Genomic DNA, 13,360 nt, shown 5'->3' with positions numbered 1-13,360 from the left:
GCAGCCTACTTGATTGTATCCAGCCAACCTACAGTCGTTTTAACCGTTTGGGACAGCTGCTCCTCTTCACTTACCCCAGCTTCACCGTCACCGCTCTGGTGGCCATAGTCACCAAACTGCGAATGGTTACCACCTTCGATAGTGTAATACACCGTATCTTCTGGCAAATATGCCCGACCATTCTGATACTTTGTGGCATTCACCACTTCATCATTAGTACCCAGTATGGATAACGCGGGTATCCCCAGTGACTTCACACTGCCTTTTTCATCCGGATAAGATGCGAGGAAAAAGATGCCCTGAAGTGCATCTGGATGGGAAGCCGCATAACGTGCCGCCATCGATCCACCAAGAGAATGCCCTCCCATAACAAATTGTTCATCCGGATAGGCTGTAATAATATCATCTGCGAGATTCTGCTTGAGTACCGCCAGATTAACCGGCATTTTCGCAATAATAGTATGATGTCCTGCTGCCGCAAGCTCATGGGCAAGAGGTGCATAACTTTCCGGTTTAACCAGTCCACCTGGATAAAAAATAACACTCACCCCAACAGATTTGTCCGGCACAAAATCAATCCAGTTGTCTTTTTCAGTTACAGTCACCTGATTTGCAGTTTCCATGGCTGTCTGAGCCATCTCTTGTGGTCCATAAGGCGTAAACAGCTTCCAGGCCACAAACCCACACCCAATGACAATGAGCGCCAGAAGAACGAGCAGGAATTTCCCGATGCCCCTCTTCTTGCGCCCTGTATTATATCGGTTTCTCAACATTCATCACCTTTCTGCACTTCCGCAGGTGCCGCGGCTTGCAGAACGGGAGCCTTCATTCCTGAGGCTCCCCTTCTACATCATTCATCGCTATTCAGCCTTGGCCTTGCGGTATGCATCCATATATTGTTCCGCTTTGCGGCGAACATGACTCAAGTCCCCCGTCTTCACTGCTTCCGCTGTAAGGTCCGAGCCAATCCCTACAGCAACAGCGCCTCCCTTAATCCAGTCACCTAGATTGGACAAGGACACCCCACCGGTCGGCATAAAATTCGCTTGTGGCATAGGTCCCTTCATCGTTTTGATAATGGACGGATCGTAGAGATTACCCGGGAACAACTTCACAATATCCACGCCAAGTTCCAATGCACGTTGTACATCCGCAATGGTCATCACCCCTGGAAGAATCGGAATCCGGTACAGGTTGCAGATTTTCACAGTGTCCGGGTTCAGGGAAGGACCCACAACAAACTCGGCCCCTGACATAATCGCGGCACGCGCTGTCTGGGGTTCAAGCACCGTTCCAGCTCCAATAATGGCAAATTTCTCTGGATCTTGTGTGTTCCAATGGTATACACGGCTTAATTTCTCGATGGCTTTGAGGGCACTAGGCACAGTCATCGTAATCTCGATAATCTTGATGCCACCCGCGATGGCTTGTTCGGCCATGGCGATAACCTGATCAGCAGAATCTGCACGCAGAACCGCAACAACCCCACTGTCCGTTATTTTTTGTAGCAGCTGAAGCTTCTTCATTTCATTCTCTCCCTTGTCAATGTGGTTGTCTATTACAAGCCTTACATTAAAGAACGAAGATGAGACCTATATGATATCAGCAGCGACTAGCGCTCAACATGAGCTACATTGTTCAGCTTGGCCTCGACCTGCTCCCACGTCGGGAGCGCCTCCCAATCGCCAACAGCCTGTATTACCATGGAACCGGTCAAATTCCCGAGACGGGTCGCCTCCTGCGGAGAATATCCTTTGATAAGGCCGGACAAAAAGCCCGCACAGAATCCATCTCCTGCCCCAACCGTATCCAAGACATGATCTGCCTTGAAGTACGGAACTTCCGTTAGGGTACCATTCACCAATACGTAGGTCAAATCAGGGCCGCCCTTCACGATACAGACTGCATTCATCGCTGACAACCGCTCAAGTACTTTTTGATCATCTTCTTCGTTATACAGAAGTTTCATCTCATCCAGACCCGGCAAGAAATAATCCGCTTGCTCAGCCAGACGAAGCAGTACGGGACGAGCCTCTTCAGCTGACCACAGTTTAAGACGCAGATTAGGATCAAAACTCACTTTCACACCAGCCTGTTTGGCTATATGTATAGCAGCTTCAACAGTAGCAAGTCCCGACGCGCTTATTGCTGCGGTGATGCCTGTAACGTGAAGGATTTGCGCACCCGCGATATAATCCGTGTCCAGATCTTCAGGGGTAATCGCACTTGCAGCGGATAGCTTCCTATAATAGTGCACCGAGGCTTTCCCGGAAGCGTTCTCACGAATCATCAAACCGGTGGGCTCTTTGTCGCTCATCCTTGCTCTGGATACATCTACACCTTCACCACGAATAGCCTTCAAGATCATGTTACCGATCGGATCATTACCCAAGCGGCCAAACCATCCGCTGGTATGCCCTAGTCGGGATACACCAATCGCCAGATTACTCTCCGCGCCCCCAAATGATTTGTCTAATGTCGCTGCATATTCGAGACCTCTTGTATCCTTTGCTGTCAGCAAACCCATGCTTTCGCCAAACGTAACAATTTCCGGGCTAGGGCGGGTATTCGTCGACATGAATTCTCCCCTCCTTATATTTACAATTTCTCATCTTCTTTCCCCATTGTCAGCCTCTATGCAACCGTTGTCAATCCCGGAGCGTTCATTTTGTTGTCACAGCTTTGAGAAAGGATAGCGCTTTCTCATGTGAAATATATCACAATTAATGTTACACATTCATATTACCCTTATTACAGTACCAGATTGCAATCGCCAAGGGTTATCAGGGGGGCTACAACATGAACAAACCGACCATCATTCACGACGATCAGGATTCCTTTTTTTATAACTTACGCTTTATGCTCATTGTCTGTGTACTAGCGGGCAATGCTCTTGAACCAATCATTACACGTTTTGCAGGAGCAGAGGCTATGTTTCTGTGGATATATACGTTTCACATGCCGCTATTTGTATGGGTAACTGGCTACTTTGCCAGACATTCACTCAAAGGTACTTCTGGCCGCAATGTGCTTAAGCAAATTGCATTACAGTACCTGCTGTTTCAGTCTCTTTATGCAGTAATGGATTACACCGTATTCCACACACCGCATATGCGGTTGTCTTTCTTTGCACCTTATCTATTGCTCTGGTTTCTGGCAAGTCATTTCTGCTGGCGGCTGTTGCTTCGTCTTACACTCTCCTGGAAACCAATCTACAGATTACTCGGTGCCGTGATGCTGGGAGTATGTGCCGGATATTTGCCCATTGACGGTTTCTGGCTGAGCTTAAGCCGAACGTTTGTATTTCTTCCTTTCTTTGTTATCGGGTATGACTACGGAGCGTCCATCCGCTCCCATTTGCGATCCGGCTGGGGCCGAAGAATTGCAGCTACGTTATCTGCTGCTCTTCTTGGTTGGATTGGACTTGGAGGGCTCAACATTTCACCAGGCTGGTTACTGGGAAGCATGACATACGCAGAGCTTGGACATCATGAGTGGTTTGCAGGAATTTACCGACTTGGAATCTATGCACTTGAAATTGGATCAGGAGCATTATTTCTCGCATGGGTCCCTTCATTAACATCCAGATTGACTGATTTGGGACGACGCACTCTGTATGTGTTCCTTTTACATGGATTTCTCGTTCGCTTGGCGGTCTGGTCCGGGGTTTACAACTATATGGAGACCAGCTTGTACATTCCGGTAATTGTCTCCATTGCGTTATTGTTCGCTATAACGCTGGCCCACCCAGCCGTCCGTCATGCCTTTCGGCCACTCATTGAGCCAGATATTGCCCGCTTTCACTTCAATCGTCAGGGGGTATTAAAACGTTCAGCATCCTGGTTTAGATGAACTGTAATCCTGCTCCTTTTCATCAACATCGACTTGTTTCAGGCTGGAAATTATGTGGTAAGTAGGAATACGCGCTACAACAATCTACTTATGATATAAGGAGTGATTTGTAATGGCACGTCCACAGACGTCTGAACACAAAATGAGTCGCGAGGAAGCGGGTAGATTAGGTGGCAAGGCCACATCCAAAAAACATGATCGGAGCTTCTACCAAATGATAGGTAAAAAAGGTGGAGAAGCGACTTCAGATGCGCACGATTCTCAGTTCTATAAGGAAATTGGACGTAAGGGTGGAGAAGCAACTTCCGACACTCATAATAAAGAATTCTATCGGGAGATTGGCCGCAAAGGCGGGAGTAGTTAGCCAATCCCCATGGGTAGCGGTGAAAGATCACTTGAGGCAGTGCATCAAAATCAAGAAAGCTTCATTCCACTAATGGATTGAAGCTTCTTTCTATTGAATTGTAGAAATATGACGACGGTTGTGATAGACTCTATAGAAAAACCGGGTTGTTCACGGGTTTAAAGCAGCAAAGAACTTCACAAACTACGGGAAGCTCGAAACCAGTATCACTGGTCTATTTTTTTAGAGTACGGATGAAATTAAACGACAGATGCACTGCCATTTATATTTCCATTCATGTTGCTCAATATTATAAATTTGGGGGGAAATACACCATGTCAGCCAAGAAGATGCGTTCCGATATGATCAAAAAAGGTTTTGACCGTGCACCGCACCGCAGTTTGCTCCGCGCAGCGGGCGTTAAAGAAGAGGACTTTGGCAAACCATTTATTGCCGTTTGTAACTCTTACATCGATATCGTGCCCGGCCATGTCCACCTGCAGGAATTTGGTAAAATTGTAAAGGAAGCTATTCGTGAAGCCGGTGGCGTTCCATTCGAATTCAACACCATCGGAGTTGACGACGGAATCGCCATGGGACACATTGGTATGCGTTACTCGCTGCCAAGCCGTGACATTATCGCGGATTCCGTGGAAACCGTTGTATCTGCACACTGGTTCGACGGCATGGTATGTATCCCGAACTGTGACAAAATCACACCAGGCATGATGATGGGCGCACTCCGCTGTAATATCCCTACTGTGTTTGTCAGCGGCGGTCCAATGAAGGCAGGTCGTGACAGCAACGGTAAAGCTCTGTCCCTGACTTCCGTATTTGAAGGCGTAGGTGCTTATCAAGCTGGTAAAATCGATGACAAGAGCTTGCTTGAACTTGAACAGTTCGGCTGTCCAACATGTGGATCATGCTCCGGTATGTTTACCGCGAACTCCATGAACTGTCTGGCTGAAGCGATGGGACTGGCTATGCCAGGTAACGGAACCATCCTGGCTGTTGCTCCTGAGCGTCGTGAGTTTGTTAAACAATCTGCTAAACAACTGATGGAACTCATCAAAATGGATCTGAAACCACGCGATATCGTTACTGTAGAAGCCATCGACAATGCTTTTGCACTGGATATGGCTATGGGTGGTTCCACGAATACGGTACTTCATACATTGGCACTGGCTCATGAAGCAGGCATCGATTATCCAATCGAGCGAATCAATGAAGTTGCTAACCGCGTTCCTCACTTGGCCAAATTGGCACCTGCTTCCGATCTTCACATCGAAGATGTTCACAATGCGGGTGGCGTAAGTGCAGTTCTGAACGAATTGCTCAAGAAACCAGGTGCAATTCATGGCGACTGTATCACAGTAACAGGTAAAACGATCCGTGAGAACGTTGAAGGTCAGGAAATCCAAGATACAAATGTCATCCACCACCTGGATAACCCGCATTCCGAAAAAGGCGGCTTGGCTGTATTGTTTGGTAACCTTGCACCTCAAGGTGCCATCATCAAGGTTGGTGCTGTTGACGCTTCGGTTGGCGGCTATCACAAAGGTCCTGCTATTTGCTTCGACTCCCAGGAACAAGCGCTGGAAGGTATTGCGAACGGCAAAGTAAAAGAAGGACATGTTGTTGTTATCCGTTATGAAGGACCAAAAGGCGGACCAGGTATGCCTGAGATGCTCGCTCCTACTTCTCAGATCGTAGGTATGGGCCTTGGTGCCAAAGTAGGTCTGATCACCGACGGACGCTTCTCTGGGGCATCCCGCGGAATCAGTATCGGACATATCTCTCCGGAAGCTGCTGAAGGCGGTCCAATCGCTTTTGTTGAAGAAGGAGACATCATTGAACTTGATCTGAACAACCGCATCATTGAATTGCATATCAGTGACGAAGAATTCGAACGTCGTCGCGCAGGTTGGAAAGGCTTTGAGCCGAAAGTAAAAACCGGTTACCTCGCTCGTTATTCCAAACTGGTAACGAATGCAAGCAACGGCGGCGTACTGAGTATCTAATTCAAGTATGAGATATCCGGTGAATTTCTATATCGGAAACATAAATAAAGGGTTGCTCTTCAGCCGACTTCGGCGAAGGGCAACCCTTTTCTTTATTTATTTCGCATTCAGTTTCGTTCAGGTACAAAATCCTGTTCAGGAACCAACAATTCCTCTGAGGACTGTTCCACTGTCGCTGCTACCATTGCGTGCTGACCATATCGATCCAGCAGTACATCAAGCGGCATGGCAATCATTTTGGGAACCAATTGTTCGGATCGCTGCTTCAGACGTTTCGTTCCAGCCGGATGAATGACGCTTAGCAGAAGTTTCAGATATACTTTGGATGCAGAACTGAACGGACCAGGAGCTAACTCCCGAACCGTAAACCCAAATTTCTCCGGTCCCCGGTTAATCATACTCACACCGTATAGAGCCTTGGCTGAACGAAGTTCAGGTTCAAGTGCGACCTGCCGGGCCAAATCAGGAAGCTGCTGTTCCATGGCCCGAATCATGCGAATGGCCAGATGCATACTTGAGCGTGAAGTCATACCTAGATCGAAAAGCTTTTTATTATCAAAATGAAGTTCTATAACCGGATCTCCGTTACGAATCACATGACCGTCATTCATTTCAACCAATGCTCCATGATATACGCGGGAGCGGTAGTGTAACAATGGGTCCTCTGGCGATGCTGTATGCAAATGATATACCCAATGAAACAACTTCTCCCAGCCTAGCCATAACGCCACAACCATACGTTTCCAAGGTGATAAATGTGTTTGTGGTTGACCTGTACTTTTAGATTCGCTCACCGTAACGCCTCCCATCAACGTATCGATGCGTACACTGTGCAAATGCTGCCTGTTTGCTTCCTGCAATACGACTTCGAGCGCCTGAAGCATCTGCTCCGGCGCGTGTGCATCAGCGCCTAGAGTAGTCCCTCGATCATGCAGTAACATGACCTCTCCGCCCCTTAGCTCCTTCAACATCCGTTCCGTCAATTTCTCAACGCCCACACTGCTTCTCCAGTCCTCAAACATGGACGACCACAGAATAATACGGCGATCTTTTTTACTGAAGAAATCAAACAGATTCATAATGCCCCATGGTGGACGATAATAACAAGTTTTTACCCCCGTTACCCCTTGAATAATCTGACCTGTTCGTTGAATTTGATCTCGAACCGTACGCGGCCGCATCAACCAATTCGTTTTATGAATATAATTATGAATTCCGAGAAGATGACCTTCCTCATGTATACGCTGAATAAGCTCGGGATGACGGGCTGCATGCTCGCCGACTACAAAAAACGTTGCCTTTGCTTCATACTGACGCAGTAAATCAAGCAATCTGGGTGTGTATTCCGGGTCCGGCCCATCATCAAATGTTAAGGAAAACTCCGTCTCACTTCTCCCGCGCCTGAACACACGAAAACCGAAAAGTCTGCTAACTAAACTCGGAATAAAGGCGTAAAACGATGAAATGTACAATAACCACAGTAATATGCTCTGAAGTAAATTTGTCATGCTACAAACTCCCCGCTTCTCTTGCTGAATTACCGTGCCATAATATAGCACTAACCAAAATAAACCGCCTTTAATTTTATCATAATTCAGCCTTTTCTTGAATCCTCTTTTCCCAAAAAGATAGCTATCGTGTACAATAAATGCATCCTAATTTTTACCTTAATGACGTATAAAGGAGCCCTGCCCATGCTGCCGCTTTACAAAAAATACGGGCGCACCGTCTTTGACATTGCGCTACTCGTATTAACCGTGTACTTTATCATGTACGGTTTCAGTCGATTATATCAATTGGCTGCGCCAGTTTTTCTTTCATTTATAGTGTATTGGATGATCGAACCTCTGGCAAGATTTCTGCATCGCAAAGGATTGCCCAAAACCTTGGGTGCCGCCATTTCAGTGTTATTGTTTCTTGCAGTTATTGTTGCTGCCTTTTTTGGATTGGGATTAATTATCGTATCCCAAATTTCTAATTTGCAAGATAATTTCCCTTATTATATCGAGATGATTCAGCGTGAATTCACCAATCTGGTTTATTTCATCCAGGACAAGTCTGATGCCTTACCTGACGGAATAACCGATAAGGTTAATGACTATTTTGCTACACTGACCGGATTCCTCTCCAAATGGGTAACCAGCGGTGCGCAATTCGTCATCGGTTTTCTCAGTTCATTTTCTTCCTTTATTACTAATTTCGGGATTGCCATTATTCTCGCGTTCTTTCTCAGCATTGAAATTGAATCCTGGCGGAAATTTGCCCGGGCCAAAACGCCAAAAACGTTGAAGCTGGCTATTGATTTTATGCGTAATCATGTATTCAAGACGATCCGTTCGTATTTGAAGGCCCAGATGATTATGATGCTGATTACTTTTGTATTGATTTATGCAGGCTTGTTAATTCTGGGAACTGCCAATGCCTTCACCATCGCAGCCATCTGCGCCGTTTTTGACCTTGTACCTTTACTGGGTGTTCCAGTTATATTCATTCCGTGGATTGTGTATCTGTTCATTGTGGGGAATAGCAGCCTTGCGATTGGCCTAATTGTAGTTCTTGCTGTAACCATGCTGACACGCCAATTGCTGGAGCCCAAAATATCGGGTAATTCAATCGGAGTCTCTTCCGCTTACTTGATGCTTTCTTTTATGCTGATCTCGCTCTCCGTCTTTGGCCTAGCCGGTGTGGTATTGTCTCCGGTGCTGCTGATTCTGCTCAAAGAACTACTGCAACAAGGATATCTCCAGCAATGGATTCACTTGCCGAAGGATGAATTCGAATCTTCCCCATTAGTGATGGACACACCGGGTAGCACCACCTCTGGTATGAATGCTGAGCCTTCGGTGCAAGAACCTGCTCCTCCCGGTAATTATGAGGATTCAGCTAAATAGTCCATCACTTTTCTGAACATCGCCGTTGCTTGATGACGGCTACTTGGAGCAACGTTTTGGACAAGGACAGCTACAGCATATTTGGGATGTTCCGTAGGCCCATATCCGATAAACCATTGATGGTTACGTTTCTCTCCGCGCTGCTGTACCTGTGCTGTGCCTGACTTCCCTGCCACCTGCCACCGTGCATGTTGCAGGGATTTTCCCGTTCCGTCACTAACGACCTTCTTCATCCAAGATAACAGCTGATGCGCTGTAGCTGGAGAGATCCGTCCTGCTGAAGATGGTGAATCATGTATCGGCATATCCAGCATCGTATCGCCATCAGCATATCGGATACGCTGAACAAGGCGTGGAGCACTCACCTTGCCATCATGCAAGAGTGTAACGATCAGATTGGCCGCTTGTAATGGAGTCACCAGAACGTCCCGCTGACCGATAGCCGTCTGTACCTTGGCTCCTTCATCCTGAGGAGACACGGATGGCAGTCTCACTCTTCCTGCTTCCTCGTGATCAAAATGATGCAGTACCGACATACCTGCGACCTGCTTCCCCTCCCAGCCAACTGGACGCGCCAATCCCAAAGCATCCGCCGTACGTTCCAACTGCTCCATACTTAACCGACGAGCAGTTTCAGCAAAAACAATATTGCAGGATTCGGCAAATCCCTGCTCTAGATTCAATGTACCATGTCCATGCTCCTTCCAGCATGACAGACCATATTTCCCCCACTCACCACCACAATGGAAAGTCTCCCCTTTGGATACAGCGTGATATTCCAACGCTGCCGCTGCTGTAACGATTTTGAATATGGAACCCGGTACAGCCCCCTGCACGGCACGATTTGACCAAGCCGTTTGTTTGGGGTCCACATGCTGCGGATCATAGAACGGCGCCGAAACCATTGCACGTACGTCTGCATTGGCTGCATCCAGCACAACGATAGCTCCTTCCTTCATTCCGGACTTCTTCACAATCTGCTCTATCCCTTGCTGCACATCGATATTGATCGTCGTCTCTGCATGCAATGGATAGTGTGTATTGGAGGGGGCAATCACGCGTGGCTGGATATCCGGAATAACTTCTCCTGAACCTGTAACCATGCGTGTTAACAGGGTAGGCCCAATGCCCATCAATAGAGGCTCCAATGTTCTTTCCAACCCAGCTGCTCCAGATTTCATGGCAAAAGGCTGCTTCACCTCATTTTTGTGACCCGACTGCACATTCGAGAACCCAGGCTGTTCAGCAAGATAACCCAACCATTGCATGCCCGTAGCTGCTTGTCCATAACGTGTCATGAGAGGATACACACTCGCTCCGTCTGCCTTCAATTCACGTAGTCGGGCAACCTGAGAATCGGTCAACGTACTCGGCTGGTTGGCACCTGCTGTCCAGAAATGGGGTGCGTTTCCTTGACTCCATTCCTTTTGTAACGACTTCACATCAGTATGTAAGAGAGCCGCCAATTCATTAACTTCCGAATTTGCCATTGTGGATAGATATGCATGACTTGTTTGATCTGAATGCGGAAAAAGGACCAACCCCCATTCCAGCTTGCCTGTTAGGGGCTGCCCCTTATAATCGGTAAACTGTCCTCGTCCCGTATCCAGAACCACTCCACGCTCTCGCTGCAATACAGACATTTCACGAACGGTACGTTGAAATCCTGGCATCGTGCGGTTGATTTGAATGCCCTGAACCCAAGCCAAACGAATCATAAGCAAAATAAACAAACCCGTAAGAAGAATACATGTAATATAAATGCGCCGCTTCAGTTGTACATGCATCAGGACACCCCGTTCAGCGTTTTGGCATAGTATTCTTTATTCGGAATGGAATTATTCGGAAACAACAAGAAAACCTGTCCCTTATTAGGGACAGGCTTCTCAAATGAAGCAAACAGGTTCAAATTAGACTGTAAAGCGAGACAATGTATCTTTCAATTCTGTCGATACATTCTCTAGTTTTGCTGACAAATTCACCAGTTGGTTGCTGATATTTTGTTGTTCACTGCTCAAGGAGGCAACTTCCTGGGACGTTGCAGAAGATTGTTCAGCTACTGCGCTGACATTACTCATCGCTTCGGACAACGTACCTTGAGATTGATTCAAATCTCCGATTGAGCCAGTGACCATGCTCAGACTCTCAACAAAAGCACCCATTTGTTGCTGTACTGAAGCAAATATTACATTGGTATCTTTTACGGCATCCATCTGTTCCTTAAATAATGGATAAGCTGCAGACAGTTGATCTACCGTCTCATTCATTTCGGTCATAATCTTGTCTGTAATGTCGCCGACCATATCAATGGACTGTCTGGATTGTTCAGCCAACTGACGAACCTCATTTGCTACCACCATGAACCCGCGTCCAGCTGTACCAGCACGAGCGGCTTCAATTGTTGCATTCAAGGAGAGAATGTTCGTTTGTTTGGTAATATTCTGCATGACGTCAAGCACCTTCAGAACAGAGGATGTGCTCTCTTTCAAGGAATCCACCTTGTTTACCAACGCACCAATCATTTCTTCTGTCTTCTGTGTTTTGGTCATCAACTGGTTCAGATGCTGTGTACCTGTCTGACTGGATTTCTCTACATGGCGGGCTGAATCACCCATTTGTTCATTTGCGGCGACCACACTCTCCATCTGACGGGAGATATTGTCGGTCAATTCGTTTCCACGCTCCGCTTCTGTTGCCAAACTGCTTGCTCCACCTGCAATTTCTTCAGTGGCAACGGCAATCTCTGAAGCAGAGACTGCTGTTTTCTTGGATGCACTGCTTAGCTCAGAAGCAGTATCCAATACTTCCTGTGCAGATCGGTTGGTTTGCTCCACGAGTTTCGTAATTTGCTCCATCATCAGATTGAATGCAGCCGATAATTGGCCAATTTCATCCTGGGAGCTATAAGGTGTACGCACCTTGAGGTTCCCTTTTGCACCTTCTTGCATCAGATCTTTCAATTTGCCCATTGGGCGGGCAATCATGCGAACCATCCAAATACCGATCAGTATCGCAATAACGGCATCAATCAATGCCATCCACAAAGTCAGTGTAAGAATACCCTTGGCATCTTTCACCAGGATCGAAGTTGGAACCATCCCAATCAGTTTCCAATCGGATGTATCCATGGTGCTGTATGAAGCCAGCATATTGGTTGAATTTCCATCCACCGTATACTCCGTATTCGTGCTGCCGGATTTTTCTTTCAACTCTTTTATAAATGCCAAATCTGTATCTTTCCCTGTACGATCAGCAATCGTTGAAGCTACTACCTTGTTGTCTGGAGCAATGAGCTGGAGGACTGCGCCTTCACCCAAGTCAAGTGATTTCAATTGCTGCTCCAGAACCTCCAATTTCAATTCAATGATTAACACATAGGACTGGGTTGTCCCCTGCAGGTTCTTCATTGAACGGGCAATTCGGAACGTTGGTGTGCTGCCATCCTCTTTGACTTCCGTTGGAAGCCAGCGATATCCACCTGCTTGTACCAACTCGTCGTACCAGCTCTCATTCCGAATGTCGCCCATGGAAGAACTGCTGCTACCTGTGCCCATGGTAGACCTTGTTTCGTCTGTAGGCACAAGATAAATCGCTTCCATAGATTTATTCGTAAAAGCAATATTCGATAATTGTTTGTTAATGGAGCTTGAATTCACAAACGTATCATATGCTGACAAATTCTTATCAGACATTTTTTGAAGCAAAGACTGCATTTCCGGATCGAAGAAAATTTGTGTAGATGTGTCTACAAACCGTTCCAGGATAATGTCCATTTTTTGTTTGGTTTGTTCAATCGTTTCCTGATTTGATCGGGATGCATTCTTCTCAATCGTATCTTTGGCTTTAGCATAGGATAATAGACCTAAACCAATAACAAAAAACATGATTCCTACAAAAAAGACCAAAAACAGCTTAACGCCTACCGATTTAACCGGATTAGCCTTCTTAATCTGTGTAAACGTGGTTCCCCCAACATTTTTCCAGTTCTGCTTTTTCAATTGGGTTTTTGTCTTGTTCCACCCCGACTTCAGCTTACCTGAGTTCAATGTAAAAGACTTTTTGCTTGAAGCATCCCCTGTCTTACTTTTAACACCTTTTTCTTTCTTCACTTTCTGAACCTTCTCGGGCTTAACCTTCTCGGGTGTTGTCAACTCTTCCCCACTGTCCTTCTGCTTCTTTTGAACCAATCCCATTCACCTGCCAGTAATTTACTTGTTAGATTTTTCTTTCTCTCCCCTATAAATATGTAGTAT

Annotated in this window: 9 protein-coding genes and 1 pseudogene; 4 read left to right on the top strand and 6 right to left on the bottom strand. The window is 46.6% G+C overall.

The window, feature by feature from the left end:
• Positions 1-5: 5 nt before the first annotated feature.
• The 3 genes from MHB84_RS19670 to MHB84_RS19660 form a co-directional block, all read right to left on the bottom strand.
• The gene (locus MHB84_RS19670) at positions 6-773 is read right to left on the bottom strand and encodes an alpha/beta fold hydrolase (protein ID WP_076287777.1); all 768 of its coding nucleotides are present in this window, start codon (positions 771-773) and stop codon (positions 6-8) included.
• An 87-nt stretch (positions 774-860) separates the two neighbouring features.
• Positions 861-1,526, bottom strand: a complete 666-nt coding sequence (locus MHB84_RS19665) for a bifunctional 2-keto-4-hydroxyglutarate aldolase/2-keto-3-deoxy-6-phosphogluconate aldolase (protein WP_063566860.1) — start codon at positions 1,524-1,526, stop codon at positions 861-863.
• An 86-nt stretch (positions 1,527-1,612) separates the two neighbouring features.
• Positions 1,613-2,578 carry a sugar kinase gene (locus tag MHB84_RS19660; RefSeq protein ID WP_063566859.1) on the bottom strand — a complete coding sequence of 322 codons (966 nt, stop codon included), beginning with the start codon at positions 2,576-2,578 and terminating at the stop codon, positions 1,613-1,615.
• A gap of 221 nt (positions 2,579-2,799) precedes the next feature.
• Here MHB84_RS19660 and MHB84_RS19655 point away from each other — a divergent pair, with 221 nt between their 5' ends.
• The 3 genes and pseudogenes from MHB84_RS19655 to ilvD all read left to right on the top strand — a co-directional run bounded on the left by MHB84_RS19655 (position 2,800) and on the right by ilvD (position 6,216).
• Positions 2,800-3,852 (top strand): acyltransferase family protein, encoded by a 1,053-nt coding sequence (locus MHB84_RS19655; RefSeq protein ID WP_076287776.1) that lies wholly within the window; start codon positions 2,800-2,802, stop codon positions 3,850-3,852.
• A 112-nt stretch (positions 3,853-3,964) separates the two neighbouring features.
• A pseudogene (locus MHB84_RS19650) lies at positions 3,965-4,213 on the top strand (KGG domain-containing protein); the annotation flags it as partial.
• A gap of 317 nt (positions 4,214-4,530) precedes the next feature.
• Positions 4,531-6,216 (top strand): dihydroxy-acid dehydratase, encoded by a 1,686-nt coding sequence (gene ilvD / locus MHB84_RS19645; protein ID WP_076287775.1) that lies wholly within the window; start codon positions 4,531-4,533, stop codon positions 6,214-6,216.
• 107 nt (positions 6,217-6,323) lie between these two features.
• Here the strand turns inward: ilvD and MHB84_RS19640 are convergent, their stop codons facing one another.
• The gene (locus MHB84_RS19640; protein WP_076287774.1) at positions 6,324-7,724 is read right to left on the bottom strand and encodes a polysaccharide deacetylase family protein; all 1,401 of its coding nucleotides are present in this window, start codon (positions 7,722-7,724) and stop codon (positions 6,324-6,326) included.
• Between the two features lie 186 nt (positions 7,725-7,910).
• Between MHB84_RS19640 and MHB84_RS19635 the strand changes: the two genes are divergently transcribed.
• On the top strand, positions 7,911-9,107 hold the full coding sequence (locus MHB84_RS19635; protein WP_076287773.1) for an AI-2E family transporter: 1,197 nt from the start codon (positions 7,911-7,913) through the stop codon (positions 9,105-9,107).
• Here MHB84_RS19635 and MHB84_RS19630 read toward each other — a convergent pair.
• Both MHB84_RS19630 and MHB84_RS19625 read right to left on the bottom strand, forming a co-directional pair.
• Positions 9,086-10,894: a peptidoglycan D,D-transpeptidase FtsI family protein gene (locus tag MHB84_RS19630; protein WP_076287772.1), complete on the bottom strand. Its 1,809-nt coding sequence runs from the start codon at positions 10,892-10,894 to the stop codon at positions 9,086-9,088. The two genes, MHB84_RS19635 and MHB84_RS19630, sit on opposite strands and share 22 nt — an antisense overlap.
• 123 nt (positions 10,895-11,017) lie before the next feature.
• Positions 11,018-13,300: a methyl-accepting chemotaxis protein gene (locus MHB84_RS19625; protein WP_076287771.1), complete on the bottom strand. Its 2,283-nt coding sequence runs from the start codon at positions 13,298-13,300 to the stop codon at positions 11,018-11,020.
• Positions 13,301-13,360 lie beyond the last annotated feature (60 nt).

It is taken from the genome of Paenibacillus sp. FSL F4-0087 (assembly GCF_038020215.1).
In the GTDB taxonomy this organism is placed as follows: domain Bacteria; phylum Bacillota; class Bacilli; order Paenibacillales; family Paenibacillaceae; genus Paenibacillus; species Paenibacillus taichungensis.
The sequence above is the reverse complement of the archived record's forward strand: the minus strand, read 5'-3'. Positions and strand labels throughout refer to the sequence as shown.

Bases quoted from the DNA above. Each gene is read 5' to 3' on its own strand.
- MHB84_RS19640 (WP_076287774.1), bottom strand. From the start codon at position 7,724: ATGACAAATTTACTTCAGAGCATATTACTGTGGTTATTGTACATTTCA.
- MHB84_RS19670 (WP_076287777.1), bottom strand. From the start codon at position 773: ATGTTGAGAAACCGATATAATACAGGGCGCAAGAAGAGGGGCATCGGG.
- MHB84_RS19635 (WP_076287773.1), top strand. From the start codon at position 7,911: ATGCTGCCGCTTTACAAAAAATACGGGCGCACCGTCTTTGACATTGCG.
- MHB84_RS19630 (WP_076287772.1), bottom strand. From the start codon at position 10,894: ATGCATGTACAACTGAAGCGGCGCATTTATATTACATGTATTCTTCTT.
- ilvD (WP_076287775.1), top strand. From the start codon at position 4,531: ATGTCAGCCAAGAAGATGCGTTCCGATATGATCAAAAAAGGTTTTGAC.
- MHB84_RS19655 (WP_076287776.1), top strand. From the start codon at position 2,800: ATGAACAAACCGACCATCATTCACGACGATCAGGATTCCTTTTTTTAT.
- MHB84_RS19625 (WP_076287771.1), bottom strand. From the start codon at position 13,300: ATGGGATTGGTTCAAAAGAAGCAGAAGGACAGTGGGGAAGAGTTGACA.
- MHB84_RS19660 (WP_063566859.1), bottom strand. From the start codon at position 2,578: ATGTCGACGAATACCCGCCCTAGCCCGGAAATTGTTACGTTTGGCGAA.
- MHB84_RS19665 (WP_063566860.1), bottom strand. From the start codon at position 1,526: ATGAAGAAGCTTCAGCTGCTACAAAAAATAACGGACAGTGGGGTTGTT.